This window comes from Burkholderia cepacia ATCC 25416, from assembly GCF_001411495.1.
In the GTDB taxonomy this organism is placed as follows: Bacteria; Pseudomonadota; Gammaproteobacteria; order Burkholderiales; family Burkholderiaceae; genus Burkholderia; species Burkholderia cepacia.
Genome location: NZ_CP012982.1, coordinates 204,478 through 230,487 on the forward strand (window position 1 = coordinate 204,478; position 26,010 = coordinate 230,487).

At 68.4% G+C, this 26,010-nt stretch carries 22 protein-coding genes; 16 read left to right on the forward strand and 6 right to left on the reverse strand.

Features of this window, described 5'->3' with window-relative positions; all coding sequences use genetic code 11:
- Positions 1 to 120 precede the first annotated feature (120 nt).
- The 5 genes from APZ15_RS18355 to ilvD all read left to right on the forward strand — a co-directional run bounded on the left by APZ15_RS18355 (position 121) and on the right by ilvD (position 7,728).
- Positions 121 to 1,041 (forward strand): dihydrodipicolinate synthase family protein, encoded by a 921-nt coding sequence (locus tag APZ15_RS18355; protein WP_011547925.1) that lies wholly within the window; start codon positions 121 to 123, stop codon positions 1,039 to 1,041.
- Between the two features lie 233 nt (positions 1,042 to 1,274).
- Complete coding sequence (locus tag APZ15_RS18360; protein ID WP_027791336.1) at positions 1,275 to 2,900, forward strand: APC family permease; 1,626 nt, start codon at positions 1,275 to 1,277, stop codon at positions 2,898 to 2,900.
- 75 nt (positions 2,901 to 2,975) lie between these two features.
- A complete protein-coding gene (locus APZ15_RS18365; RefSeq protein ID WP_027791335.1) occupies positions 2,976 to 4,568 on the forward strand; it encodes an aldehyde dehydrogenase (NADP(+)) in 1,593 nt (530 codons plus the stop codon).
- A complete protein-coding gene (locus APZ15_RS18370; protein ID WP_027791334.1) occupies positions 4,561 to 5,583 on the forward strand; it encodes an Ldh family oxidoreductase in 1,023 nt (340 codons plus the stop codon). Before APZ15_RS18365 ends, APZ15_RS18370 begins: the two co-directional genes overlap by 8 nt.
- Before the next feature lie 285 nt (positions 5,584 to 5,868).
- Complete coding sequence (gene ilvD, locus APZ15_RS18375; protein WP_027791333.1) at positions 5,869 to 7,728, forward strand: dihydroxy-acid dehydratase; 1,860 nt, start codon at positions 5,869 to 5,871, stop codon at positions 7,726 to 7,728.
- Positions 7,729 to 7,868: 140 nt separating this feature from the next.
- Here the strand turns inward: ilvD and APZ15_RS18380 are convergent, their stop codons facing one another.
- Positions 7,869 to 8,750, reverse strand: coding sequence for an SH3 domain-containing protein (locus APZ15_RS18380; RefSeq protein ID WP_027791332.1), 882 nt, complete (start codon positions 8,748 to 8,750; stop codon positions 7,869 to 7,871).
- Between the two features lie 33 nt (positions 8,751 to 8,783).
- On the reverse strand, positions 8,784 to 9,239 hold the full coding sequence (locus APZ15_RS18385) for a hypothetical protein (protein ID WP_027791331.1): 456 nt from the start codon (positions 9,237 to 9,239) through the stop codon (positions 8,784 to 8,786).
- A 298-nt stretch (positions 9,240 to 9,537) separates the two neighbouring features.
- Between APZ15_RS18385 and APZ15_RS18390 the strand changes: the two genes are divergently transcribed.
- Entirely contained in the window at positions 9,538 to 11,079 is a 1,542-nt protein-coding gene (locus tag APZ15_RS18390; RefSeq protein ID WP_027791330.1) for a sigma-70 family RNA polymerase sigma factor, read from the forward strand.
- A gap of 180 nt (positions 11,080 to 11,259) precedes the next feature.
- Positions 11,260 to 12,141: a helix-hairpin-helix domain-containing protein gene (locus APZ15_RS18395; protein WP_021162072.1), complete on the forward strand. Its 882-nt coding sequence runs from the start codon at positions 11,260 to 11,262 to the stop codon at positions 12,139 to 12,141.
- A gap of 5 nt (positions 12,142 to 12,146) precedes the next feature.
- Here the strand turns inward: APZ15_RS18395 and APZ15_RS18400 are convergent, their stop codons facing one another.
- Positions 12,147 to 12,974: a hypothetical protein gene (locus APZ15_RS18400; RefSeq protein WP_027791329.1), complete on the reverse strand. Its 828-nt coding sequence runs from the start codon at positions 12,972 to 12,974 to the stop codon at positions 12,147 to 12,149.
- A 112-nt stretch (positions 12,975 to 13,086) separates the two neighbouring features.
- On the reverse strand, positions 13,087 to 13,512 hold the full coding sequence (locus tag APZ15_RS18405) for a helix-turn-helix domain-containing protein (RefSeq protein WP_027791328.1): 426 nt from the start codon (positions 13,510 to 13,512) through the stop codon (positions 13,087 to 13,089).
- Between the two features lie 140 nt (positions 13,513 to 13,652).
- Between APZ15_RS18405 and APZ15_RS18410 the strand changes: the two genes are divergently transcribed.
- On the forward strand, positions 13,653 to 14,150 hold the full coding sequence (locus APZ15_RS18410; RefSeq protein ID WP_027791327.1) for a DUF2938 domain-containing protein: 498 nt from the start codon (positions 13,653 to 13,655) through the stop codon (positions 14,148 to 14,150).
- A gap of 258 nt (positions 14,151 to 14,408) precedes the next feature.
- Here APZ15_RS18410 and APZ15_RS18415 read toward each other — a convergent pair whose 3' ends face one another.
- Entirely contained in the window at positions 14,409 to 14,849 is a 441-nt protein-coding gene (locus APZ15_RS18415) for a MarR family winged helix-turn-helix transcriptional regulator (protein ID WP_021162076.1), read from the reverse strand.
- 135 nt (positions 14,850 to 14,984) lie between these two features.
- Here APZ15_RS18415 and APZ15_RS18420 point away from each other — a divergent pair, with 135 nt between their 5' ends.
- Positions 14,985 to 16,514 carry a DHA2 family efflux MFS transporter permease subunit gene (locus tag APZ15_RS18420; protein ID WP_027791326.1) on the forward strand — a complete coding sequence of 510 codons (1,530 nt, stop codon included), beginning with the start codon at positions 14,985 to 14,987 and terminating at the stop codon, positions 16,512 to 16,514.
- Between the two features lie 37 nt (positions 16,515 to 16,551).
- On the opposite strand, the gene APZ15_RS18425 is transcribed toward APZ15_RS18420, so the two are convergent.
- The gene (locus APZ15_RS18425; RefSeq protein WP_027791325.1) at positions 16,552 to 18,066 is read right to left on the reverse strand and encodes an acetyl-CoA hydrolase/transferase family protein; all 1,515 of its coding nucleotides are present in this window, start codon (positions 18,064 to 18,066) and stop codon (positions 16,552 to 16,554) included.
- Between the two features lie 654 nt (positions 18,067 to 18,720).
- Between APZ15_RS18425 and APZ15_RS18430 the strand changes: the two genes are divergently transcribed.
- The 7 genes from APZ15_RS18430 to APZ15_RS18460 are packed head-to-tail and all read left to right on the forward strand — an operon-like array spanning position 18,721 to position 25,933.
- Complete coding sequence (locus APZ15_RS18430) at positions 18,721 to 19,401, forward strand: CDP-alcohol phosphatidyltransferase family protein (RefSeq protein WP_021162080.1); 681 nt, start codon at positions 18,721 to 18,723, stop codon at positions 19,399 to 19,401.
- On the forward strand, positions 19,398 to 20,207 hold the full coding sequence (locus APZ15_RS18435) for a HalD/BesD family halogenase (protein ID WP_027791324.1): 810 nt from the start codon (positions 19,398 to 19,400) through the stop codon (positions 20,205 to 20,207). The genes APZ15_RS18430 and APZ15_RS18435 overlap by 4 nt, the downstream gene beginning before the upstream one ends.
- Positions 20,204 to 21,205 (forward strand): HpnL family protein, encoded by a 1,002-nt coding sequence (locus APZ15_RS18440; RefSeq protein ID WP_027791323.1) that lies wholly within the window; start codon positions 20,204 to 20,206, stop codon positions 21,203 to 21,205. Before APZ15_RS18435 ends, APZ15_RS18440 begins: the two co-directional genes overlap by 4 nt.
- A gap of 36 nt (positions 21,206 to 21,241) precedes the next feature.
- A complete protein-coding gene (locus APZ15_RS18445; protein WP_027791322.1) occupies positions 21,242 to 22,009 on the forward strand; it encodes a phosphocholine cytidylyltransferase family protein in 768 nt (255 codons plus the stop codon).
- On the forward strand, positions 22,006 to 23,691 hold the full coding sequence (gene aepX / locus APZ15_RS18450; RefSeq protein WP_021162084.1) for a phosphoenolpyruvate mutase: 1,686 nt from the start codon (positions 22,006 to 22,008) through the stop codon (positions 23,689 to 23,691). Before APZ15_RS18445 ends, aepX begins: the two co-directional genes overlap by 4 nt.
- A complete protein-coding gene (gene aepY, locus APZ15_RS18455) occupies positions 23,688 to 24,869 on the forward strand; it encodes a phosphonopyruvate decarboxylase (RefSeq protein ID WP_027791321.1) in 1,182 nt (393 codons plus the stop codon). The genes aepX and aepY overlap by 4 nt, the downstream gene beginning before the upstream one ends.
- A complete protein-coding gene (locus APZ15_RS18460; protein WP_027791320.1) occupies positions 24,869 to 25,933 on the forward strand; it encodes a 2-aminoethylphosphonate aminotransferase in 1,065 nt (354 codons plus the stop codon). Before aepY ends, APZ15_RS18460 begins: the two co-directional genes overlap by 1 nt.
- Positions 25,934 to 26,010: the final 77 nt, after the last annotated feature.

The following is a 26,010-nucleotide window of genomic DNA, read 5'->3' on the forward strand; positions in this document are numbered from 1 at the left end:
GTGCCGATTTCGTCATTTTGCTCCGCGATACGACTCAAGCGTGATGGGCGTTTGCGCGGCGATACTGGTTGCCACACCGACGCCTGTCGGCCGACCGATACAAACACGTAGGAGATTTCAGTGAGCCGCAAAGCCATTCAATGGACCGGGGTTTTCCCGGCCGTCAGCACCCAGTTCAAGCCTGACTTTTCCCTCGACATCGACGCCACGCACCGTGTGGTGAAGAACCTGGTGAACGACGGCGTGTCGGGCCTCGTGGTCTGCGGCACGGTCGGCGAAAACACGTCGCTGTCGACGAGCGAGAAACTCCAGGTGATCGAGGCTGCACGCGACGCGGCCGGCGGCAAGATTCCGGTGATCGCCGGCATCGCCGAATTCACGACCGAATTCGCGCGCAACACGGTGCGCGAAGCGCAGCGCGTCGGCGTCGACGGCGTGATGGTGATGCCCGCGCTCGTCTACTCGGCGAAGCCGCACGAAACCGCCGCGCACTTCCGCGCGGTCGCGACGAGCACCGACCTGCCGGTGATGGTCTACAACAACCCGCCGATCTACAAGAACGACGTGACGCCCGACGTGCTGATCGCGCTGCAGGACTGCGAGAACATCGTCTGCTTCAAGGATTCATCGGGCGATACGCGCCGCTTCATCGACCTGCGCAACGCGGTCGGCGATCGCTTCGTGCTGTTCGCGGGCCTCGACGACGTCGTGGTCGAGAGCATCGCCGTCGGCGCCGAAGGCTGGGTGTCGGGCATGTCGAATGCGTTCCCGAAGGAAGGCGAGACGCTGTTCCGCCTCGCGAAGCAAAAGCGTTTCGACGAAGCGCTCGCGCTGTACCGCTGGTTCATGCCGCTGCTGCACCTCGACGCGCGCCCCGACCTCGTGCAGTGCATCAAGCTGTGCGAAGAGCTGGTCGGCCGCGGCAGCGCGATCACGCGCCCGCCGCGCCTCGCGCTGCAGGGCGACACGCTCGCGGAAGTAAAGGCCATCGTCGCGAAGGCGCTCGAAACGCGCCCGGCGCTGCCCGACGTCGGTCTCTGACCGACTCCCCGTGCGGCGGTGCGCCGGCCCTGCGCCTGCGCGCCGCCGTCTCCGGTCCGGCATGGCCTGCGGGCCCGTTCGTACCGGCGCCAACCCGCGCCGCGCGCGAACGCCCCGCCGCCCGCCCCGGTCGTTCGAACCGGGCGACGCCGGCCGGCAGGCCTGCGCCGCTGCTCCGTCGGAGCGCGGCGCACCTCGAGCCTGTGCCGATATTCCCCCCAGGAGACAAGCCCATGCCAGGCCAAGGCAACGCACACCCGTCTGTCCCGCTTTCCCGTTCCGCGCACCCCGACGCGGGTCACGGCAAGTTCAAGAAACAGCTGTCGCTGACCGATCTCACGTTCATCGGTCTCGGCGCCATTTTCGGTTCGGGGTGGCTGTTCGCCGCGAGTCACGTCTCGACGATCGCGGGCCCGGCCGGCATCTTCTCGTGGCTGCTCGGCGGCTTCGCGGTACTGCTGCTCGGCATCGTCTACTGCGAACTCGGCGCCGCGCTGCCGCGCGCGGGCGGCGTGGTCCGCTACCCGGTGTTCTCGCACGGCCCGCTGCTCGGCTACCTGATGGGCTTCATCACGCTGATCGCCTTTTCGAGCCTGATCGCGATCGAGGTTGTCGCCGCGCGCCAGTACGCGGCCGCGTGGTTTCCGGGCCTGACGGTCGAAGGATCGAGCGACCCGACGACGCTCGGCTGGCTCGTGCAGGCCGCGCTGCTGTGCTTCTTCTTTTACCTGAACTATTCGAGCGTGAAGACGTTCGCGAAAGCGAACAACATCATCAGCATCTTCAAGTTCATCGTGCCGCTGTCGGTGATCGCGGTGCTGTTCACGTTCTTCAAGCCCGCGAACCTGACCATGCACGGCTTCGCGCCGTTCGGCATGCCGGGCATCGAGATGGCCGTGTCCGCGGGCGGCATCATCTTCGCGTACCTCGGGCTCACGCCGATCGTGTCGGTCGCGAGCGAGGTGCGCAATCCGCAGCGCACGATCCCGATCGCGCTGATCCTGTCGATCCTGCTGTCCACGCTGATCTACGTGCTGCTGCAGCTCGCGTTCATCGGCAGCATCCCCACCGCGATGCTCGCCGGCGGCTGGCACGACATCAGCAAGGCGTTCACGCTGCCGTATCGCGACATCGCGCTCGCACTCGGCGTCGGCTGGCTCGCGGTGATGGTCGTCGCCGACGCGATGATCTCGCCGAGCGGCTGCGGCAACATCTACATGAACGCGACGCCGCGCGTCGTCTACGGCTGGGCGAAGACGGGCACCTTCTTCAAGGTGTTCACTCGCGTCGACGAAGCGTCGGGCATCCCGCGCGCGGGCCTGTGGCTCACGTTCGGCCTCGCGATCTTCTGGACGATGCCGTTCCCGTCGTGGGAAGCGCTGATCAACATCGTGTCCGCCGCGCTGGTGCTGAGCTATGCGGTCGCGCCGGTCTCGGTCGCCGCACTGCGCCGCACCGCGCCCGACCTGCCGCGGCCGTTCCGCGCGGTGGCGTTCGGCATCACCGGCCCCGCATCGTTCGTGATCGCCGCGCTGATCGTCTACTGGTCGGGCTGGAGCACCGTGTCCTGGCTGCTCGGCCTGCAGATCGTGATGTTCGTCATCTACCTCGCGTGCCGCCGCTGGGTGCCGACCGCGCACCTGAGCCTCGCCGAGCAGGTGCGCTCGTCCGCGTGGCTGATCGCGTTTTATGCCGCGATGATCGTGCTGTCGTATCTCGGCGGCTTCGGCGGCACGGGCCGGCTCGCCCATCCGTACGACACGGTTGTGGTCGCGGCCGTCGCGCTCGTCATCTACTACTGGGGGGCGAATACAGGCGTCCGTTCCGACAAGCTGCAGCTCGACGACGACGAGGACTGACGCGCCCCCGCCGTTTCCCATGATCCCTTCGGCCGGGCACCCCACGCCCGGCTCCTGTTTTTTCCGAGGAAAACCATGCAACTCACAGGTCAGCTCCTGATCGGCCAGTCCGCCGTCGCCGGACAGAACGGCACCCTCCACGCACTCGCCGCCGCCACCGGCGAACGGCTCGAGCCCGCCTTCGGCGGCGCGAGCCTGCACGACCTGGAGACGGCCTGCGCGCTCGCCGACGACGCGTTCGACATCTATCGCGAAACGTCGCTCGAAGCACGGGCAGCGTTTCTCGACGCGATCGGCCGCCACATCATGGCGCTCGGCGACGACCTGATCGAGCGCTGCGTCGTCGAAACGGGCCTGCCGCGCGCCCGCATCGAAGGCGAGCGCGGCCGTACGGTCGGCCAGCTCGCGCTGTTCGCGTCGCTCGTGCGCGACGGCGGCTTTCTCGACGCGCGGATCGATCCGGCGCGCCCCGAACGCAAGCCGCTGCCGCGCGTCGACCTGCGCCTGCGCAACGTCGCGGTCGGGCCCGTCGCGGTGTTCGGTGCGTCGAATTTCCCGCTCGCGTTCTCGGTCGCCGGAGGCGATACGGCGTCGGCGCTCGCGGCCGGCTGCCCGGTGATCGTCAAGGCGCATTCGGCGCACCCCGGCACGTCGGAACTCGTCGGCCGCGCGATCCAGCAGGCCGCGCGCGAATGCGGAATGCCCGCCGGCGTGTTCTCGCTGCTGTTCGACGCATCGCGCGAGATCGGCCAGGCGCTCGTCGCCGATCCGCGCATCAAGGCCGTCGGTTTCACCGGCTCGCGCCGCGGCGGCGTCGCGCTGATGCACATCGCGGCCGCACGCCCCGAGCCGATTCCCGTCTATGCGGAAATGAGCTCGATCAACCCCGTGCTGCTGTTTCCCGCCGCGCTCGACGCGCGCCACGACACGATCGCGCCGCAGTTCGTCGCGTCGCTCACGCTCGGCGCCGGCCAGTTCTGCACGAATCCGGGCCTCGTGCTCGCGGTCGACGGGCCCGCCTTGCGCGCGTTCGAGGAAACGGCCGCCGCCGCGGTGCGTGCAGCGCCCGCGCAAACGATGCTGACGCCGCACATTCACGCCAGCTACGAAGGCGGCGTCGCGGCGCTGCGCGCTCACGCTGCGGTCGAGCTGCTCGCGCAAGGCGCGGAAGGCGACCGGCTGCAGGCTCGCGCCGCCCTGCTGGCGACCTCGGCCGACGCGTTCGTCGCGCATCCCGAACTGCGCGAAGAAGTCTTCGGCCCCGCTTCGCTGATCGTGCGCTGCCCGGACACCGACACGCTGCATCGCGTGCTGAAGTCGCTCGAAGGCCAGCTGACGATCGCCGCGCATCTCGCCGACGGCGACGCCGCCCTGTTCACCGCGCTGCGCCCGACCTTCGAGCGCAAGGCCGGCCGCATTCTCGTCAACGGTTTCGGCACGGGCGTCGAGGTCGGCCACGCGATGGTGCACGGCGGCCCGTTCCCGGCGACGTCCGACACGCGCACGACGTCCGTCGGCGCGCGTGCGATCGAGCGCTTCCTGCGCCCCGTGTCGTATCAGGACCTGCCGGATGCGCTGTTGCCGGACGCGATCCGCAACGGCAATCCGCTGAACGTGCCGCAGCGCATCGACGGCGTGCCCGCGCCGCGCGAGGTGAACCATGTCTGAGCAAACCGCCGAAGTCGTCCTGTCGCTCGATGAAGTCCATGCGCTCGCGCTGCGCGTGCTGAGGCACCACGGCATGTCCGACGCCCATGCCCGGGCCATCGCCAACGTGATCACGCAGGGCCAGCGCGACGAATGCCATTCGCATGGCGTGTATCGGCTGCTCGTCTGCGTGCGTTCGCTGAAGAAGGGCAAGGTCGATCCGCAAGCCGTGCCGACGCTGCGCCGGCTGTCGTCGTCGATCGTCGCGGTCGACGCGCATCGCGGCTTCTCGCTGCTGAGTTTCGAAACGGGCCTGCCCGTGCTCGTCGAGATGGCGAAACAGCACGGCATCGCCGCGATGACGATCAACCATTGCTACCACTTCTCCGCGCTGTGGCCGGAAGTCGAGGCGATCGCGGCCGAGGGGCTGGTCGGCATCGCGATGAATCCGAGCCATAGCTGGGTCGCGCCGGAAGGCGGCAGGGAGCCCGTGTTCGGCACGAACCCGATCGCGTTCGCGTGGCCGCGCCCGGGCGGCGTGCCGTTCGTGTTCGACTTCGCGACGAGCGCGATCGCACGCGGCGACATCGAGCTGCATGCGAAGCAAGGCAAGGCGATCCCCCCGGAATGGGCGATCGACGCCGAGGGCCGGCCGACCACCGATCCGAAGGCCGCGCTGCAGGGCGCGATGCGCACGTTCGGCGGTCACAAGGGGTCGGCGCTCGCGGCGATGGTCGAGTTGCTCGGCGGCGCGCTGATCGGCGACATGACGAGCCGCGAGTCGATGGACTTCGACGAAGGCGTCGGCGCGACGCCGTGCCATGGCGAACTCGTGATCGCCTTCGACCCGAAGGTGTTCCTCGGCGACGATCTCGACACGGGGCTCGCGCGCGGCGAGCGGATGTTCGAATCGATCGTCGCGCAGGGCGCGCGGCTGCCGTCGCAACGGCGCTTCGACGCCCGCGCGCGCAGCATCGCGAACGGCGTGCGGATTCCGAAGGCGCTGTACGACGAGATCCTGACGCTGCTCGACTGATCGCCCGCGCACGGGGCCGGATCGCGCGGCGATCACCGATCGATGCGCGGCCCGGTCGGCTTCCCGCCCGGTCGCGCGGCCGTCCCGCGGCCTTCGGCACGTTTTACGCCGGGCACGCCTGCGGCGCCGGTTGCCGGCCCCGCGGGCGCCACGCCCGCGGCGGCTGTGGGATAATCGCCGGGTTTGCCCAGGGCGCAGCTCAAGAGGTTGTTCGCACGGGCGCGAGAGAGGCCCTTATTCCCCGTGCCTCCACCCTTTTCCCGCGATATTTCTTCAGCAACGACAATGCCCACTTACCGTTCCAAAACTTCCACCGCCGGCCGCAACATGGCGGGTGCGCGCTCGCTCTGGCGCGCCACCGGCATGAAAGACGACGATTTCTCGAAGCCGATCATCGCGGTCGTCAACTCGTTCACCCAGTTCGTGCCCGGGCACGTGCACCTGAAGGATCTCGGCCAGCTCGTCGCGCGGGAGATCGAGGCTGCCGGCGGCGTCGCGAAGGAATTCAACACGATCGCGGTCGACGACGGCATCGCAATGGGCCATGACGGCATGCTGTATTCGCTGCCGAGCCGCGACATCATCGCGGATTCGGTCGAATACATGGTGAACGCGCACTGCGCGGACGCGATGGTCTGCATCTCGAACTGCGACAAGATCACGCCGGGGATGCTGATGGCCGCGATGCGCCTGAACATCCCGGTGATCTTCGTGTCGGGCGGCCCGATGGAAGCCGGCAAGACGCGCCTCGCGAACCCGGTCACCAAGACCGTCGAACTGAAGAAGCTCGACCTCGTCGACGCGATGGTGATCGCGGCCGACCCGTCGTATTCGGACGCCGACGTCGCTGAAGTCGAACGCTCGGCCTGCCCGACCTGCGGTTCGTGCTCGGGCATGTTCACCGCGAACTCGATGAACTGCCTGACCGAAGCGCTCGGCCTGTCGCTGCCCGGCAACGGCACGGTGGTGGCCACGCACGCCGATCGCGAGCAGCTGTTCAAGCGCGCCGGCCGCCGGATCGTCGAGCTCGCCCGCCAGCACTACGAGCAGGACGACGAACGCGTGCTGCCGCGCTCGGTGGGCTTCAAGGCGTTCGAGAACGCCATGACGCTCGACATCGCGATGGGCGGTTCGACCAACACGATCCTGCACCTGCTGGCGATCGCGCAGGAAGCCGGCATCGACTTCACGATGAAGGACATCGACCGCCTGTCGCGCGTCGTGCCGCAGCTGTGCAAGGTCGCGCCGAACACGAACAAGTACCACATCGAGGACGTGCATCGCGCAGGCGGCATCATGGCGATCCTCGGCGAGCTCGACCGCGCCGGCAAGCTGCACACCGACGTGCCGACCGTGCATGCGCCGTCGCTGAAGGATGCGCTCGACCAGTGGGACATCGTCCGCACGCAGGACGATGCGGTCCGCACGTTCTACCTGGCCGGCCCGGCCGGCATCCCGACGCAGGTCGCGTTCAGCCAGGACACGCGCTGGCCGAGCCTCGACCTCGACCGCGCCGAAGGCTGCATCCGCTCGTACGAGCATGCGTTCTCGAAGGAAGGCGGCCTCGCCGTGCTGACGGGCAACATCGCGCTCGACGGCTGCGTGGTGAAGACGGCCGGCGTCGACGAGAGCATCCACGTGTTCGAAGGCTCGGCTCACGTGACCGAATCGCAGGATGAAGCGGTCGAGAACATCCTCAACGACAAGGTCAAGGCCGGCGATATCGTGATCGTCCGCTACGAAGGCCCGAAAGGCGGCCCCGGCATGCAGGAGATGCTCTACCCGACCAGCTACATCAAGTCGAAGGGGCTCGGCAAGGCATGCGCGCTGCTGACGGACGGCCGCTTCTCGGGCGGCACGTCGGGCCTGTCGATCGGCCACTGCTCGCCGGAAGCCGCGGCGGGCGGCGCGATCGGCCTCGTGCGCGACGGCGACAAGATCCGCATCGACATCCCGAACCGCACGATCAACGTGCTCGTGTCCGACGAAGAGCTGGCGCGCCGCCGCGAAGAGCAGAACGCGAAGGGCTGGAAGCCTGCGCAGCCGCGTCCGCGCAAGGTGTCCGCGGCGCTGAAGGCCTACGCGAAGCTGGTCATGTCCGCCGACAAGGGTGCCGTGCGCGACCTGTCGTTGCTCGACGACTGACGCGAGTAGTACGGCCGGCTGCCCGCCACGCGCAGCCGGTGGGGCTGGGGGCAGGACAACCCGCCCGCGCCGCTGTGGAAGCCGCTCTCCGGAGCGGCTTTTTTTCGTCCGGCGCCCGGGAATCCCCAGCGCCGGCGACATCAGTGACGGAAATCCTCGGGGCCACCGCCTCCGCCACCACCGTGGTTACCGCCACCGTTTCCACCACCTTGCGGCCGCGCATAACCGCCGCCGCCCCCGCCTCCCTGACGCACCGGCGGCGGCATCGGACGCGCGTCGCCTCCCTGGTGCATCGCCGGCGGCATCGGACGCGCCTCGCCTCCCTGGTGCATCGGTGGCGGCATCGGGCGCGCCTCGCCTCCCGGTGCGGGCGGCGGGCGCAGCACGGCCGGCGGCGGGCCGGCCGGACGCGCGTTACCCGCCCCGCCCGGCATCGGTGAAGGCGCCGGTGCTGCCGGCGGCGGTGTGCGGATCGCGCCGTTCCAGCCGCCGCGTGCAGCCGACGGCCGCGCGTCGTGCACGGGCGGCGGGCCGCCCGGTGCAACCTGCATCGGCCCGCCCGGTTGCGGACGGCCTTGTCCCGGCGGCATGCCCCCGGGGCCGAGCCGCGGTTCCGGACGATGCGCCCAGCGATCGCGGTCGTGATACCACGGACGGTGCCGGTAATAACGATCCCAGTACGCGGCGATCGCGAATCCCGTCACCGGAACCCCGATGATCGCGCCGTATTCGAGCAACGGCACGTAGCTGCCCTGGTACGGGTACTCGAGCAGCTGCGCATCGATCCAGCCGCGCACGCCCGGCAGCGCGACGTCGCACCACGAGTAGTCGCTCAGGCAGCCGAAGACGTCCAGCGCCGTGTCGGGTGGAATCTGCGCCACCACCGGATAGTCGGGCGCCGGCCCCGCAAACAGTTCGGCCGGCGAGTTCGTGTAGGCGCTGCTCTGCGCGTCGGCGACGCCCGGCGCGGCCGCGAGGCCGAGCAGGACGACGTACAGACTTCGGACAATCGAATTCCTCATGATGCTCTCCCGCGCGGTGCCGCCGCGCGCCGGTCAGTGCCGATGCCCGCCCCAGCCGCCACCCGAGTGGCCGCCGCCCCAGTGGCCGCCACCCCACGGACGATGCCAGTACCCGCCGCGTCCGCGCCAGTAGCCACCGCCCCAGCCGCCCCAGAAGCCGACCGAGATCGCCGGCGCTCCCCAGCCGTACCAGCCCGGGTAATACGCGGGGGCATAGTACGGATACGGATAGGGATACGGCGGCGGATAGGCCGGCGCGACGTAGACGGGAGCCGGGTCGGCCACGGGCGGCGCGACCGCCGTCGAGCCCTGGCTCGGTGCGGCGCTACCCGGTGCAGCCGGCGTAACGGGTATCTCGCGCTGCGTCAGCGTGGCCGGCGCCGGCGCGTAATACGGCGCATAGCCGTACGGACTCGTGTAATAACAGCCGCCGAGGGCCAGCGTGGTCAACGCGAATACCGCACACCTCGCGGCAGGAATCGGGGTCATTTCTTGCTCCGGCGGAATCTGCGCTGCGCAGCCAGGCTGCGCGCCTGACTCTAGCTTACGTCCCCTGCAGATTTCCGCCCGGTATGATCGGTTACTTTTTGTTTCCAGCATCAGACGCGCGCGCAGGCACGCCGCGTGCTGATGGGTCTGCCGCGCTCGCGTTGAAGTTCGCGCAAATGCCCTCAACTTGAACGATGTCAGGCTGGCCGGCGCGGACGGGGTTCGCGAGCAAACGGCGGCCCGAAACCGGCGGGCTTCGGCCCGCCCAGACAGGAGCGCGGTTCACGCCGCCATCGACATGACTACGCCACGCCCCACTCCCCGGGCGGACACGCCGCTCGATCCGATCATCCAGTTGCTGGCGCTCGCCGGCGAACAGGGTTATCTGACCCACGCCGACCTCGTCGACGCGCTGCCGCCCGAAAGCGACAGCCCCGACGCGCTCGACGTCGTGCGCGCCGCACTCGCCGACATCGGCATCGCCGTGCTCGACGAGCCGGCCGCGCCTGCGCCGTTCGCCGGTTCGTCGCCGGTCGACGTCGATCGCGATGCGCTCGACGAAGGCCGCGCGATGCTCGGCGACCTCGCACGCGGCACGAGCGCGTCGACCGACCCGCTCGCGCTCTACATGCGGCGCATGCAGGCGGTGCCGCTGCTCACGCGCGAAGGCGAAATCGTGCTTGCCCGCGAACTCGAGACGGGCCGTCACCAGATCCTGCATGCGATCGCCGGCTATCCGGCGGCGGTCGACTCGTTGCTTGCGCGTCACCGCGCGACGGCGACGACCGGCAGCGCCGGGACTTCCGACGGCGACGGCGACGCCCCCGACACGGCCGCGCCGGCCAGCTACGACGCACTGCAGACGGCCGTCGCGGCCCTGCGCGGCGCGTTGCACGCGCATGGCGTCCGTTCGGACGAATACCGTGACGCGCGTAACCGCATGGCCGCCCTGCTGGGCTCGATCGCGTGGCTCGCACCGGCGGTCGACGACGCGAGCCGCGTCGTGGGCACGCTCGCGTCCGCGCCGCACGGCACCGAAGCAGGCGAAGCCGCCAGCTTCGACGCGGTCGCGCGGCGGGCACTCGCCGCAGCGCTCGCCGACGGCCAGCAGAAAGTGCGCGACGCCACGCGCGCGATGCTCGAGGCGAACCTGCGGCTCGTGCTGTCGATCGCGCGCAAGTACATGAACCGCGGCGTCGACCTGCCCGATCTCGTGCAGGACGGCAGCCTCGGCCTGATGCGCGCGATCGAGAAATTCGAATACCGGCGCGGGTTCAAGTTCTCGACCTATGCGACCTGGTGGATCCGCCAGGCGATCGCGCGCGCGGTCGCGGATCGCGCACGCACGATCCGCGTGCCCGTGCACGTGGGCGACCAGTACCAGCGTGTGCAACGGCATGCGCTGCGTTTTCACCAGCGCACGGGGCGCCGGGCGACACCGGCCGAACTCGCGGTCGAAACCGGCCTCGACGAGGACAAGCTGCGCGCGGTGCTCGCGCTGCCTGCCGAGCCCGTGTCGCTCGATGCGCCGCTGCCCGACGCGGACACCGGCCTCGTGGAGCTGATCGAGGATCAGGCGTCGGCCAGCCCGTTCGAGCAACTGGCAGACACGCGCATGCGCGAGTGTGTGCGGTCGCTGCTCCGGTCGGTCACGCCGGCCGAGGCCGACGTGCTGCGCCGGCGGTTCGGTCTCGGCGGCGCCGAGCCCGATACCTACGATGCGATCGCGCACGACGCCGGCATGTCGCGCGAACGCGTGCGCCAGATCGAGAAACGGGCGCTCGCCGCGCTGCGCACGGCCGCCGAGGCCGAGAACGCGCAGTCGTTTCTCGACGCGTGACCGCATCACGCGACGCACGGTCGTGCCCCTACCGGCACGACCGTGCACCTCGCACCTGTGCTACGTTTGCTATTGACGTGCGTCAAGTTTTCTTCAACGCGTGTCGCGACAATGATGAACAGCCGACCGGCGCATCGTTCGCCGTGTCCATTCCGTTTGTGCTTCCCCGGGTCCCTCGCGATGCAGACGAGCGCCAGCCAAACGTACGAGGAAAACCGGCATATCGCGGCCTGCCTGCGCGAGGCGGCGCAACGGCTGGCTGACCAGGGCGCGAATCCTTACCGGGTCGCCGCGTACCGTGCGTCGGCCGGCACGGTCGAAGCGCTCGACCTCGACATCCGCACGCTGTTCGAGTCCGGCGGCGTCGATGCGCTCGGTACGTTGCCCGAGATCGGCACGGGCGTCGCCCAGGCGATTGCCGAGCTGCTGGTGACCGGGCGCTGGCGGCAGCTCGACCGGCTGTGCGGCGACGCCGTACGCACCTCCGCATTCGAAGCGGTGCCGGGTATCGGCCACGCGCTCGCGTTACGCATTCACGACCTGCTTCACATCGATACGCTCGAGGAGCTCGAACGCGCGGCCCGCAACGGCCAGCTCGAAACGATCTCGGGCGTCGGCCCGCGGCGCGCAGCCGGCATCCGCACCGCGCTCGACGACGTGCTGAGCCGCCGCCGGCGCTGGCAGGGCCACGTGCAGGACGCCGGCCCCGGCACCGAGCCCCCGGTCGAACTGCTGCTCTACATCGACCGCCTGTACCGCAACAAGGCCGCGGCCGGCGTGTTGCCGACGCTCGCGCACCGGCGCCTGAACGTGGACGGCTACGTGCCGTCGCCCGTCATGCACATGACCAAGGGCGGCTGGCATTTCACGGCGCTGTGCCTGCTTGCCGCGATGCGCACGCCGGAGGCCTCCCGCCCGACCGACTGGGTCTCGCTCTATTTCTACGACGCCGGGCAGCGCGAACACCAGCGCACCGTCTTCACCGAAACGGTCGGCTCGCTCGTCGGCAAGCGCATCGTGCGCGGGCGCGAGCAGGAGTGCCGCGTGTACTACGCGGGCTGAGTCAGTCAGTCGTCGGAGGTTTCGTCGACGTCGAACGCCACGCCGAGCACGGACGCGATCTCGCGACAGGCATGAGTGAGCGCGCGCGTGCGGCGACCGGAATATTCCACTGCGAGATCGAACCAGGTCGAATACGACACGTAATCGGCGCCGCTTTTCCGGTTCGGCACGTCGAACCACAACGTCACCGTGTAGCCGCCCTTCCAGCGTATCGGTATCACCCGCGTGAGCCGCAATCTCGTGATCGCGCCGTGACGGAAGCGGAAGCTGTCGTCGCCCACGCGGAACCCCGACCATGCGCCGTCGTTCGACACGAACACGGTCAGCGTGTGGTCAGGTGGCGCGGCCGGCCCCCCATCCTCGACGGCAAGTTCGGCCATCGACACCATCGACGCGCCCGAATCGCCGTGCCCCGTCTCGACGTCCACGAACGCTTCGATCTTCCGCTTCGCATTGTCGTAGAAGATGCGCGCGACGTCAGACCGCGCGTCGCCAGCCATCGGATCCACTTGCTTGAATCGTGCATGCTCGCCGTATCGAAGCGGTACGTCGGGCGCGTCGTCGGCATCGCCGGCGTCTTCGGCGCCGTCAGTCGGTTCGTCGTCCGGACTGTCGGCCGGTACGGCCTGCGCGGCCGTCTCGGGCTGCCCGATACCCCCACGCCGTCGCTTCACCCAGGCGGTTCCCCACGTCAGCAGGGCTGTCTGCGCCGCCAGCACAGCCGCCATCGTCGCGCACCCCGCGAGAAATCCGTAGTGCGGCCCGACCTTCGATGCCGCGTACGCGGCCGGAAGCACATAAAGCACCAGCAATGGCGCAAGCAATAACGACACGCGTCAACCCCGTTGTTCCTGTTTTCGTTTTCGAATTCCGGCCGGGATCGGCACCGCCGCCACCCTGCCGCCGGACTGCTGATGCCACCCGCACGTCGCGCGGGCGCGCAACCTATGCGCCTTCCGCCTTCGCGCGACGCGCCGGATTGCGATGCGCGGCAATGCGCAGCAGCTTCTGGAACGACGGGCATTCGAGATGGTTCGCCGCCGGGCACACGGCCGCGTGCCGCAGCGCATCGCGCACGGCGCCGAGACGGCGGATCGTGCGGTCGAGTTCGTCGGCCTTGCTGTCGAGCTTCGCGCGATCGATCGCAGGCAGGCCGCCCGTGTCCACCATCGCGAGGATGTCGTCGAGCGAAAAACCGGCCTCGCGGCCCAGCGCGATCAGTGCCAGCCGCTCCAGCACCGACTCGTCGTATTGCCGCCGCAGCCCGTGGCGGCCGATCGGGACGATCAGCCCCTTTTCCTCGTAGTAGCGCAGCGTCGACGCGGGCAATCCCGAGCGCCGCGCCACATCCGCAATGTCCAGCCGACTCATGCTTGACCTCAAGTGAACTTGAGGTTGCAAGATAGGCGCTCGACTCCATAAAGACAAGCCCTGACTGCCATGAAACCGCCGAATCCACGCTGTATCCCGCTGCGCCGCGCAGCCGTCGCCCTCCGCGCCGGTGGTTCGCGATGAGCCTGTCCGATGTCCTGCTCAACCTGTTGCTGATCGGCACGGGCGCGACGCTCGTGATGGATCTGTGGGCGCTGTTGCGCCGACGTGCATTCGGCATTCCGTCGCTCGACTATGCGCTGGTCGGCCGCTGGATCGGTCACATGATGCAAGGCCGGTTCCGGCACGTGTCGATCGCCGCCGCGCCGCCCGTGTCGGGCGAACGCACGCTCGGCTGGATCGCGCATTACGCGATCGGCATCGCGTACGCGGCGCTGCCCGTCGCGATCGCGGGCACGGCATGGATCGGCACACCGACACCGCTCCCCGCGCTCGTCGCCGGCCTCGCCAGCGTGGTCGCGCCGTTCTTCGTGATGCAGCCCGCGTTCGGCCTCGGCATCGCGGCGTCGCGCACGCCGCACCCGGGCGTCGCGCGCCGGCGCAGTGTCATCGCGCATCTGTCGTATGGTGTGGGGCTTTATCTGGCGGCGTTCACGCTGGCAGCGCTGCCCCGTTGAGCACACCGTCTTGCCGAAGCCTTGACGGGTAGCGCCGGCTCCACGGAGCCGACGTCGACGCTTGCACAAGCGCTTCGTCGAAGTGTGCCGGACGCTTTGTCCTGCGCGAGCCGAGCGATGGCCGCGCCGACATAACGGCAACGGCAATGACCACGCCCATGCCGTCATACGGGCCAACGTGGCACGCCTGCGCACGGCCACCCGGTATTCCCGTAGCGGTCAACCCATTCATCCGGCCGGCCCGGATGACGCTGCCCATCACTCCCCGCCGCAGTCGATCAGGTTGTGGCGCACGCGCCCGAGCAGCCGCACCAGCGTATCTCGCTCGTCGGGCGTGAAGCCGCGCAAACCGTCGTCGACGACGGTGTCACCCACTTCGAGCATCTGCGGAAAGATCTCGCGCGACTTGTCGGTCAGCCGGATCACGAATGCACGGCGATCGTCGTCGTTCGCGACGCGCTCGATCCAGCCATAACTTTCCATCCGGTCGAGCAACCGGGTAAGCGAGATCGGCGCGATCTCGAGCCATTCGGCGAGCCGTGCCTGATTCATCTCGCCCTTCCACGTCAGGTATGCGATCACGCGGCTTTGCGCGCGCGTCAGCCCGATGCGCTTCGCGCGCCGGTCGAACAGGCGCCCGTTCAGGCGGGCCACGTCAGAAATCAGGTAGCCGATCCGGTTCTCGTAGGTCTTGTCCATGCGGGGATTATAGGGTCAAGCCGACAGCCACCCGTCGCTCGCGGCCAGGCGATAAGCGGATCTATAATAAGCGTGCTTATAATTCCAGCGATACCGGATCGCCGCCCACGGCGACCGCCCCACGGAGACACCCCCTTGAACCCCGCCGCCGACGCCCCCGCCTCGCCCGCCCTGAACCGGCCGATGCTGACCCTGTCGATCATGCTCGCCACGCTGATCCAGACCCTCGACAGCACGATCGCGAACGTCGCGCTGCCGCACATGCAAGGCACGCTGTCCGCGTCGCAGGACGAGATCACGTGGGTGCTGACCTCCTACATCGTCGCGGCGGCGATCGCGACACCGCTCACCGGCTGGCTGTCCGACCGGCTCAGCGTGAAGCGGCTGCTGATCGTGTCGATCGCGGGCTTCACGGTCGCATCCGCGCTGTGCGGGCTGTCCGAGACACTCGTGCAGATCGTCGGCGCCCGCCTGCTGCAGGGCGTGTTCGGCGCCGCGCTGGTGCCGCTGTCGCAGTCGATCCTGCTCGACATCAACCCGCGCGAGAAGCAAGGCCAGGCGATGGCAATCTGGGGGATGGGCGTGATGGTCGGCCCGATCCTCGGCCCGACGCTCGGCGGCTGGCTCACCGACAGCTACAACTGGCGCTGGGTGTTCTTCATCAACGTGCCGATCGGCGCATTCGCGCTGGCCGGCGTGATGACCTTCCTGCCCGCCCGCGCGCCGCGCCCGCACGTGAAATTCGACGCGTTCGGCTTCGCGACGCTGGCGCTCGCGATCGGCGCGTTCCAGGCGATGCTCGACCGCGGCGAACAGCTCGACTGGTTCGGCTCGTACGAGATCCGCATCGAGGCGATCGTCGCGGCGCTCAGCTTCGCGTTCTTCCTCGTGCATACCGCGACCGTCGGCAAGGCGTCGTTCTTCAAGTCGGAACTGCTGCGCGACCCGAACTTCGCGACGGGCACGCTGTTCATCTTCGTGGTCGGCGCGGTGCTGTACGCGACGCGCGCGCTGCTGCCGCCGATGCTGCAGAACCTGATGGGCTACCCGGTCGCGACGACGGGCCTCGTCACCGCGCCGAGCGGCGCCGGAACGATGATCGCGATGCTGTTCGTCGGCAGGCTGCTGAAATACGTGGATGCGCGGATGCTGCTGCTCGCGGGGCTGTCGATTTCCGCGCTCGCGCTATGGCAGATGATGCAGTACACGGTCGTGCTGTCCGAGGCGGACATCGTGTGGCCGGGCGTGGTGCAGGGCTTCGGGCTGGGGCTCGTGTTCGTGCCGCTGAGCGCGCTGTCGTTCTCGACGTTGCCGCCCGACCTGCGTGCGGACGGCACGGCCACCTACAGCCTGATGCGCAACATCGGCAGCAGTATCGGCATTTCCATCGTGCAGACGCTGATGACGCGCAACACGCAGGTGTCGCACGCCGATCTCGCCGCGCAGATCACACCGTTCAACCCGGCCGTGCAGGCGATGGCCGGCAGCCGTCTCGACTTCGCGCTGCTCGACCGCACGATCAACCAGCAGGCATCGATGATCGCCTACCTGAACGATTTCAAGCTGATGTTCGTCGCGACGCTGCTGATGATTCCGCTGTTGCTGCTGATCCGCCCGCCGCAGAAAACGGCGAGCGTGGAGATCGCGCATGCGGCGATGGATTGACGATGCGACGGGCGCGCGCCCGTCGCAGGCCGAACCGTCAGGCCTTCATCGTCCCCGTACGCACGTACCGCTCGTGCCACGACAGCGCCTCGGCGAGCAGGTGTGGCGTGTGCTTGCCGAAGCTCTCGCGCGACGCACGCTCGAAGTAATCCTCGAGCATCGGCCGGTAGTCGGGATGCGCGCAGGTCGCGATGACCTTGCGGGCACGCTGCTTCGGCGACAGGCCGCGCAGATCCGCGAGGCCCTGCTCGGTGACGACCACCGCGACGTCGTGCTCGGTATGGTCGACGTGGCTCGCCATCGGCACGATCCGCGAAATCGCGCCGCCCTTCGCGGTACTCGCCGACATGAAGCACGACAGGTAGCCGTTGCGCGCGAAGTCGCCCGAGCCGCCGATGCCGTTCTGGATCTTCGTGCCCATCACGTGCGTCGAGTTCACGTTGCCGTAGATGTCGGCCTCGATCATCCCGTTCATCGCGATGCAGCCGAGACGGCGCACGAGTTCCGGATGGTTGCTGATCTCCTGCGGGCGCAGCACGATCTTCTCGCGGAACGTCGCGATTTCGTCGGCGAAGCGCTGCACGGCGGCCGGGCTCAGCGACAGCGCGGTGGCCGATGCGAAGCTCAGCGTGCCGTCCTGGAGCAGGTCGAGCATGCCGTCCTGGATCACTTCGGTGTACGCGGTCAGGTTCGAGAAACCGGCCGAGCTGAGCTCCGCGAGCACCGCGTTCGTGATGTTGCCGACGCCCGACTGCAGCGGCAGCAGGTTTTCCGGCAGGCGGCCGCGCTTCACTTCATGGCGCAGGAAATCGATCAGCTGGTGCGCGATCTGCTTCGACGTCGCGTCCGGCGCGGAGAACGCGTTGCTGCGATCCGGTGCATCCGTCTCAACGATCGCGACGATCTTGTCGGCCGGGCAGCGCAGGTACGGCTCGCCGATCCGGTCGTCGCTTTTCGTCAGCGGAATCGGCTTGCGGTGCGGCGGCAGCGCGGTGCCGTAATAGACGTCGTGCATCCCGTCGAGGCCGAGCGGCTGGCGCGAGTTGACTTCGAGGATCACGTGCTTCGCGCGTTCGAGCCATGTCTTGTTGTTGCCGATCGAGGCAGACGGAATCAGTAGCCCGTCCTCGCGGATGCCCGCGACTTCGACGATCGCGACATCGAGATCGCCGTACAGCCCGAACCATGCGTATTGCGCGACGTGGCTCAGGTGGACGTCCTGGTAGTCGACTTCGCCGCCGTTGATCTTGTCGCGCAGCGTCGGGTCGGACTGGTACGGCAGGCGCATCGAGATGCCGTTGGTGCGGGCGAGCGCGCCGTCGAGTTCCGGTGCGGTCGACGCGCCCGTCAGCACGTTGATCCGGAAGTCCTCGCCGCGCGCGTGCGCCGCGTCGATGTGGGCGGCGAGCGCGGCCGGAACGGCCTTCGGATAGCCCGACCCCGTGAAGCCGCTCATGGCGACGGTCATGCCGGGACGGATCAGCGCGGCGGCTTCGTCGGCGGTACGGACGAGCGAACGCAGGGCGGGAGCGAGGATGCGTGATGAAGACATGGCTGGATTCTGATGCTTTGGTCTGTCGTTGACGTCGCTGGGGGTGTCTCCTGAGCGACATGAAGCCCTTGTGGCCGCGACGGGCGGCCGGCACCACAGGCATGGTCGGAGTATCTCAGAGGCGGTCGCCGCGAAATGTCCGCCGTATGAAAAAGATCGTTGCCGGATTTGCCGCGTATCGAACGGCCGTTCTGTGACAGGCGCCCCGTTCAATTCGAATGCACGTGAAAGGTGCACGAAAGCATCGGACACAACGACCGGTCGACGATCACCAATCCGCACACATCAATCGACGGATTTCCGTTGCGATTCATCGCCTGTCGATCGGCAATGGTCGATGCCGCATCCGGCGCGGCCAATTGTCACCCGATGCCGGTTGTCCCGGCCTGACGCACGTCAAGCTCGCACGCGCCGCGCGTCTCCCGCCGGGAAGCGCGAAAAACACCGCCGCACCGGCCTGTGAGGCCCGTCCGTCCTTGACAGGCGCGCGACGCGAACCACACTGGAATACGGATCCCGCAGCCCCGTTCGGCCGCCCTTTCGCGCACGCGCTTTTCGGTCGGCCGATCGTCGCAAGACGCGGTAACACTCGCTCATGTCAGGACATTGATCGAATAAAAAGCAACAAATTACAATTCCGTATATATTTCGCCGATGGACCAAAGAAAAACCGCCACACGTTCCGAACCGCCCCTGCCACGCACCTGGGATGCGCGGCTCGCGCGCTCGCTTGTCCGACCGCTCGTCGACACGCCCGTCACCCCGAATCACCTCACCACCGTTCGTCTGCTGATCGGCCTCGCCGGCGCCTGGTGCCTCGCGCACGGCGGCTTCGGCTGGAGCAATGCCGGCGCGTTCCTGATCGTGCTGTCGAACTTCGTCGACCACACCGACGGCGAGCTCGCCCGCATCAGCGGGAAATCCAGCAAGATCGGTCATTTTTACGACCTCGCGGCGGACGCGCTCGTCACGATCGCGCTGTTCGTCAGCATGGGCCTCGGCATCGTCGCCCAGGGCGGCCAGATGGCCGCGTCGCCGGTGCTGCTCGGCGCGGTGGCCGGCGCCGCCGTCGCGCTGATCTTCTTCCTGCGCATGCGGATCGAATCGATCGCCGGCAAGGCCGGCACCAAGCAGGCGTTCGCCGGCGGCTTCGAAACCGAAGACGTGCTGTACCTGCTGCCGCTCGTGACGCTCTTCGACGGCGTCGAACCGTTCCTGCTCGCGGCGTCGATCGGCGCCCCGCTCTTCGCCGCATGGGTCGTGATCGACTGGTGGCGCATCGTCCGGCGCGGCAACGTCGCGCAGAATCCAACCGAAATCCAGGCTTCCAAATGACTCCTAGCACGCGCGACGACTCCGTGCTGAGCCCGGCACGCCCCGCGCCTGCGCGCGTGGCGGCCGCCGATCCCGATCGCACCGTGGCCGACTGCGTCGGTTCGCTCGACCTCGACCGCCTGCGCGGCGACTACACCCGCCAGGGCTCGTTCCTGTACCTCGACGCCTTCCTGCCGGCCGACGCGCACGCGAAGCTCGCGGCGGCCGCCCGCGCGATGCAGGCCGGCCTGAACCGCAATTACCTGCCCGGCCACAAGCAGGGCGGCAGCGTCAGCCGCCATACGATCGACGAGCAGGCGCCGTACATCGCCGAACTGTATCGCTCGAAGGCGCTCATCTCCTTCCTGGAGAAGGTCACGGGCGACAAGCTGATGCTGTCGCCGGACGACGATCCGCACGCGTATGCGCTGTATTACTACACGAAGCCCGGCGACCACATCGGCTGGCACTACGACACGTCGTACTACGACGGCCGCCGCTATACGCTGCTGATCGGCGTGATCGACGAATCGTCGTGCCGGCTCGACTACGAGCTGCACACGCGCAATCCGGACGTGGCCGACGAGCCGGGCTCCGTCCAGATCGCCGACGGCGGCATCGTGCTGTTCGACGGCGACAAGCTGCGCCACCGCATCACGCCGCTGGGCCAGAACGAGATGCGCGTGTCGCTCACCTTCGAATACGTGACGAACCCCGGCATGCGCCCGTGGAAGCGCTTCATCTCGAACATGAAGGACGCGATCGCGTATTTCGGCTTCCGCCAGGTGTTCAAGCAACTGGCGACGCGACGCCCGACCGGGTCATGACACGCGCCGGCCTGATCCTGCTGTCCCTCGGGACCGCACTCTTCGTCGCACTCCTCGCCTGGCAGGGCGTCGGCGCGGTCGCGTCCACGTTCCTCGCGGCCGGCTGGGGGCTCGCGCTCGTCGCGGCGTTCCACGTCGTGCCGCTCGTGATCGACGCGATGGCGATCTCCGTGATGTTCCGCCACGGCCAGCCCGGCGCCGAACTCCGCAACGCGCTGCGCGCGCGCTGGGTCGGCGAATCGGTGAACAGCCTGCTGCCCGCCGGGCAGATCGGCGGCCCCGTGCTGATGGTGCGCCACCTCGCGCAGCGCGGCACGCGGATGGCCGACGCGGCAGCGGCCGTCACCGTCAGCACGACGATGCAGGCGCTCTCGCAAATGGCGTTCGCGCTGATCGGCATCGCCGCGTTCAGCCTGTACGCCACGCACGAATCGGTCGCGCACCTGCGCACGCCCGCGCTGATTGCCACCGGCGTGCTCGGCGCCCTCGCCGCGCTGTTCTACGTCGCGCAGCGGCGCGGGCTGTTCGGCCGCGGCCTGCGCCTCGCGTCGAAGCTGCTCGGCCCGCGCGACTGGTCGTCGCTGGCGACCCGCGCCGACGCGATCGACGACGCGGTCGGCGCGCTGTACCGCGATCGTGCGAAGGTCGCGAAGACGTTCGCATTGAGTCTCGTCGGCTGGATCGTCGGCACCGCGGAAGTGTGGCTCGCGCTGCACTTCCTCGGGCACCCGGTGAGTTGGCTCGACGCGCTGCTGCTCGAGAGCGTCGGCCAGGCCATTCGTGGCGCGGCCTTCGCGATCCCGGGCTCGCTCGGCGCGCAGGAAGGCGGCTACCTGCTGCTCGCGCCGCTGGTCGGACTGCCGCCCGACGCGGCGCTCGCGCTGTCGCTCGCGAAGCGCGCGCGCGAACTCGCGCTCGGCCTGCCCGGCCTGCTCTATCTGCATTTCAGTGAAAGAAACTGGCAGCGGCGCCGTGCGCCGCAGCCGCTCGCCGACTGATCGTTCAGATCCGCCGGCTTTTTGGTTGGAGAACCCATGCGAGCCATCATTCTTGCGGCAGGCCTCGGCTTGCGCCTGCAACAACCGCCCGAGGCACAGTTCCCGAAGTGCCTGCTGCGCTTCGACGACGTGTCGCTGCTCGAGCGCCATCTGCGCGTGCTCGATGCCGCGGGCGTCGACGAAATCGTGCTCGGGCTCGGCTTCCAGGCCGGGAAGGTCGAGCAGGAATTGAAGCGCCTCGGCCGCCAGGCCGAGATCGTGATCAACGAACGCTACGACCTCGGCAGCGTGCTGACCGTGCATACCGTCGCCGATGCAATGACGCGCGGCGGCGACGTGCTGCTGATGGACGCCGACGTGCTGTATGACGAGAACATCCTGCACGCGCTGGTGGCCGATGCCGACAAGGCGGTCGACCGCCTGTTGATCGACCGCGACTTCGAGGCCGGCGACGAACCCGTCAAGCTGTGCCTGAAGAACGGCGTGCCGGTCGAGCTGCGCAAGCAGCTCGCGGTCGACCTCGAATACGACACGATCGGCGAATCGGTCGGCTTCTTCCGCTTCACCGAAGGCACCGCGCGCCGCCTCGCGACGATCGTCGCGGGCTACGTCGACAGCGGCCGCGCGAACATGCCGCACGAGGAAGCCGTGCGCGACCTGCTGCTCGAAGGCGGTCATTCGTTCGACGTCGCCGACGTCACCGGCTCGCCGTGGATCGAGATCGACTTCCCGAACGACGTCGCCCGCGCCACCCAAGAAATCCTCCCACTGATTCAACGCACCACCGCAGGAGTCGCACGATGAACGCACGCGAACCCAACTTCACCGAATCGCGCAGCGCCCGCCTGCGCCGCATGCTCGTCAGCAGCGACCTCGAATTCCTGATGGAAGCGCACAACGGCCTGTCCGCACGGATCGTCCGCGAAGCCGGCTTCAAGGGCATCTGGGCATCGGGCCTCGCGATCTCCGCGCAGTTCGGCGTGCGCGACAACAACGAAGCGAGCTGGACGCAGGTCGTCGACGTGCTCGAATTCATGGCCGACGCGAGCGACCTGCCGATCCTGCTCGACGGCGACACCGGCTACGGCAACTTCAACAACGTGCGCCGCCTCGTGAAGAAGCTCGAGCAGCGCGGCATCGCCGGCGTCTGTATCGAGGACAAGCAGTTCCCGAAGACCAACAGCTTCATCGGCGGCGAGCGCCAGCCGCTCGCGGAAATCGACGAGTTCTGCGGCAAGATCAAGGCCGGCAAGGATTCGCAGACCGATCCCGACTTCTCGATCGTCGCGCGTGTCGAAGCGCTGATCGCAGGCTGGGGGATGGACGAGGCACTGCGTCGCGCGAACGCGTACGCGGAAGCCGGCGCCGACGCGATCCTGATCCACAGCAAGCTGTCGCGCCCGGACGAGATCCTGCAGTTCGCGCGCGAATGGAGCGGCAAGGCGCCGCTCGTGATCGTGCCGACCAAGTACTACAGCACGCCGACCGACGTGTTCCGCCAGGCCGGCATCAGCACCGTGATCTGGGCGAACCACCTGATCCGCGCGTCGGCATCCGCGATGCAGGCGACCGCGCGCGAGATCCACGAGAGCGAAACGCTGATCAACGTCGAGGACCGCGTGGCATCGGTCAACGAGATCTTCCGCCTGCAGGACGCCGACGAATACTCGGCGGCCGAGCGCATCTACCTGTCGTCGTCGTCGCGCGCGTCGAACGCGGCGATCGTGCTCGCCGCGAGCCGCGGCAAGGGCCTCGAAGCCGTGACCGAAGACAAGCCGAAGGTCATGCTGCCGGTCGCCGGCAAGCCGCTGCTGCGCTGGCTCGTCGACGGCTTCAAGACGCACGGCGTGAACGACATCACCGTGGTCGGCGGCTACCGCGCCGACGCGATCGACACGTCGGGCATCAAGCTCGTGGTCAACGAGCGCCATGCGCAGACGGGCGAACTCGCGTCGCTCGCATGTGCGGCCGAACGCCTGACCGGCGACACCGTGATCTCGTACGGCGACCTGCTGTTCCGCAGCTACATCGTGCGCGACCTCGCGGAGAGCGAGGCCGAGTTCAGCGTGGTGGTCGATTCGTCGCTGACGGAAACCAACCAGAGCGTGCGCGATTTCGCGCTGTGCTCGGCGGCGGACGATCGCGGCCTGTTCGGCCAGAAGACCTACCTGCAACGCGTATCGAGCGACGTCGCCACGGGCACGCCGCACGGCCGCTGGATCGGCCTGCTGAACGTGCGCGGTGCCGGTGTCGAGCGCCTGAAGGCGATGCTCGCGACGCTGCAGGCGCGCGACGATTTCGACACGCTCGACATCCCGTCGCTGCTCAACGAACTGATCGCCGCCGGCGAGAAGATCGAGGTGCAGTACGTGCACGGCCACTGGCGCGGTGTGAACGATCTCGAAGACTTCCGCCGCGCGGGCGACTTCGCGCACGGCCAGACGCCGCTGTCCGAACCGGGCACCGGCAACGGGGGCGCGCAATGATCGAAGCGGCACAGTTCGTCGAGGCCGCGCGCGAGCGCGGTTTCGACTGGTACGCGGGTGTGCCCTGCTCGTACCTGACGCCGTTCATCAATTACGTGCTGCAGGACCCGACGCTGAATTACGTGTCGGCCGCGAACGAAGGCGACGCGGTCGCGCTGATCGCGGGCGCGACGCTCGGCGGCAAGCGCGGCATCGCGATGATGCAGAACTCGGGGCTCGGCAACGCGGTGAGCCCGCTCACGTCGCTGACCTGGACGTTCCGCCTGCCGCAGCTGTTGATCGTCACGTGGCGCGGCCAGCCGGGTGTATCCGACGAGCCGCAGCACGCGCTGATGGGCCCGATCACGCCCGCGATGCTCGACACGATGGAGATCCCGTGGGAGACGTTCCCGACCGACCCCGAACAGGTCGGCCCGGCACTCGACCGCGCGATCGCGCATATGGACGCGACGGGCCGCCCGTACGCGCTCGTGATGCAGAAAGGCAGCGTCGCGCCGTATGAGCTGAAGGCGAACCCGGCAGCCAGGCCGCGCACGCATGTCGCCGCGCAATCGTCGTCGCGCGCCGCGTCGGCCGAAGCCTGGCCGACCCGCCAGGACGCGCTGCAGCGCGTGATCGCGCACACGCCGGTCGATTCGACCGTCGTGCTTGCATCGACCGGCTTCTGCGGCCGCGAACTCTACGCGATCGACGATCGCCCGAACCAGTTGTACATGGTCGGTTCGATGGGCTGCGTGACGCCGCTCGCGCTCGGCCTCGCGCTCGCGCGCCCCGACCTGAAGGTCGTTGCGGTCGACGGCGACGGCGCCGCGCTGATGCGCATGGGCGCGTTCGCGACGCTCGGCACCTACGGCCCGGCGAACCTCACGCACGTGCTGCTCGACAACGGCGCGCACGAATCGACGGGCGGCCAGGCAACGGTGTCGCAGCACGTGTCGTTCGCGGGTGTCGCGGCGGCGTGCGGCTACGCGTCGGCGGTCGAAGGCGACACGCTCGACGTGCTCGATACGGCGCTGGCCGCGTCAAGCGACGGTGCGCAGTTCGTGCGCCTGGCGATCCGCACCGGCGTGCCCGACGGCCTGCCCCGCCCGACCGTCACGCCGGTCGAGGTCAAGACCCGTCTGATGCGGCACATCGGCGCCGCGCAGACCGAAGCCCACGTTGAAGGAGCCCATTGATGCTGCTGCTGAACCCCGGCCCGGTCACGCTCACCGAACGCGTGCGCCGCAGCCTGCTGCAACCCGATCTGTGCCATCGCGAAAGCGAATTCTTCGATCTGCAGGACGAAGCACGTGCGCGCCTCGTTGCCGCGTACGAGCTCGATCCGGCCGAATGGACCGCCGCGCTGATGACGGGTTCGGGCACGGCCGCCGTGGAAAGCATGATCGCGGCCCTCGTGCCGCAGGACGGCAAGCTGCTGGTGATCGAGAACGGCGTGTACGGCGAGCGGATCACGCAGATCGCGACGCAGTACGGGATCGCGCATGACGTGCTGAAGCATGAGTGGATGCAGGCGCCCGATCTCGCGCAGATCGCCGCACGGCTCGATGCGGGCGGGTACTCGCATGTCGCCGTGATTCATCACGAGACGACGACGGGCCGGCTGAACGATCTCGGCGCGATTGCCGGGGTGTGCCGTGCGCGCGGCGTGAAAATGCTCGTCGATGGTGTCAGCAGTTTTGGGGCTGAGGCGATCGACTTCGCCGGCGGCGACATCGACGCGGTTGCCGCGACCGCGAACAAGTGCCTGCACGGCGTGCCGGGCGCGGCGTTCGTGATCGTGCGGCGCAGCGCGCTCGCGAAGGCTGCAAGCCGCACTTACTACCTCGATCTCGGTCGCCTGGCAAAGCTGCAGGATCAGCGGAATACGCCGTTCACGCCTTCCGTGCACGCGTATTACGCGCTCGTCGAGGCGCTGCGCGAGTTTGATGAGGCTGGCGGCTGGCGTGCGCGTCATGCGCATTACAAGGCGCTCGCCGATCAGGCGCAGGCCGGACTGGCGGCGCGCGGGATGCCGCTCGTGCTGCCGGAAGGTGAATCGTCGGTCGTGCTGCGCGCGTATCGGTTGCCGCAGGGTGTGACGTACGAGACGTTGCATGACGGCTTGAAGGCGCGCGGTTTCGTGATCTATGCGGGGCAAGGCGGGCTGTCGAAGGAACTGTTCCGGATTTCGACGATGGGCGCGATTCAAGCAGCTGATGTCGATCGGTTGCTGGAAGGGTTTACGGCGCTGACGCGGTAAGCGTCGCTCGTACCTTCGTCCATGAAAGGCCCTTCTCGGAAGGGCCTTTTTTATTCTTTGCGGATTTTTCGGAAACT

Excerpts from the sequence above, each read along its gene's own strand:
- aepY (WP_027791321.1), top strand. The coding sequence starts at position 23,688 with ATGATCGAAGCGGCACAGTTCGTCGAGGCCGCGCGCGAGCGCGGTTTC.
- APZ15_RS18365 (WP_027791335.1), top strand. The coding sequence starts at position 2,976 with ATGCAACTCACAGGTCAGCTCCTGATCGGCCAGTCCGCCGTCGCCGGA.
- APZ15_RS18370 (WP_027791334.1), top strand. The coding sequence starts at position 4,561 with ATGTCTGAGCAAACCGCCGAAGTCGTCCTGTCGCTCGATGAAGTCCAT.
- APZ15_RS18430 (WP_021162080.1), top strand. The coding sequence starts at position 18,721 with ATGGACCAAAGAAAAACCGCCACACGTTCCGAACCGCCCCTGCCACGC.
- APZ15_RS18405 (WP_027791328.1), bottom strand. The coding sequence starts at position 13,512 with ATGAGTCGGCTGGACATTGCGGATGTGGCGCGGCGCTCGGGATTGCCC.
- APZ15_RS18380 (WP_027791332.1), bottom strand. The coding sequence starts at position 8,750 with ATGAGGAATTCGATTGTCCGAAGTCTGTACGTCGTCCTGCTCGGCCTC.
- APZ15_RS18415 (WP_021162076.1), bottom strand. The coding sequence starts at position 14,849 with ATGGACAAGACCTACGAGAACCGGATCGGCTACCTGATTTCTGACGTG.
- APZ15_RS18385 (WP_027791331.1), bottom strand. The coding sequence starts at position 9,239 with ATGACCCCGATTCCTGCCGCGAGGTGTGCGGTATTCGCGTTGACCACG.
- APZ15_RS18425 (WP_027791325.1), bottom strand. The coding sequence starts at position 18,066 with ATGTCTTCATCACGCATCCTCGCTCCCGCCCTGCGTTCGCTCGTCCGT.
- aepX (WP_021162084.1), top strand. The coding sequence starts at position 22,006 with ATGAACGCACGCGAACCCAACTTCACCGAATCGCGCAGCGCCCGCCTG.
- APZ15_RS18360 (WP_027791336.1), top strand. The coding sequence starts at position 1,275 with ATGCCAGGCCAAGGCAACGCACACCCGTCTGTCCCGCTTTCCCGTTCC.
- APZ15_RS18435 (WP_027791324.1), top strand. The coding sequence starts at position 19,398 with ATGACTCCTAGCACGCGCGACGACTCCGTGCTGAGCCCGGCACGCCCC.
- APZ15_RS18445 (WP_027791322.1), top strand. The coding sequence starts at position 21,242 with ATGCGAGCCATCATTCTTGCGGCAGGCCTCGGCTTGCGCCTGCAACAA.
- APZ15_RS18395 (WP_021162072.1), top strand. The coding sequence starts at position 11,260 with ATGCAGACGAGCGCCAGCCAAACGTACGAGGAAAACCGGCATATCGCG.
- APZ15_RS18460 (WP_027791320.1), top strand. The coding sequence starts at position 24,869 with ATGCTGCTGCTGAACCCCGGCCCGGTCACGCTCACCGAACGCGTGCGC.
- APZ15_RS18390 (WP_027791330.1), top strand. The coding sequence starts at position 9,538 with ATGACTACGCCACGCCCCACTCCCCGGGCGGACACGCCGCTCGATCCG.
- APZ15_RS18440 (WP_027791323.1), top strand. The coding sequence starts at position 20,204 with ATGACACGCGCCGGCCTGATCCTGCTGTCCCTCGGGACCGCACTCTTC.
- APZ15_RS18410 (WP_027791327.1), top strand. The coding sequence starts at position 13,653 with ATGAGCCTGTCCGATGTCCTGCTCAACCTGTTGCTGATCGGCACGGGC.
- ilvD (WP_027791333.1), top strand. The coding sequence starts at position 5,869 with ATGCCCACTTACCGTTCCAAAACTTCCACCGCCGGCCGCAACATGGCG.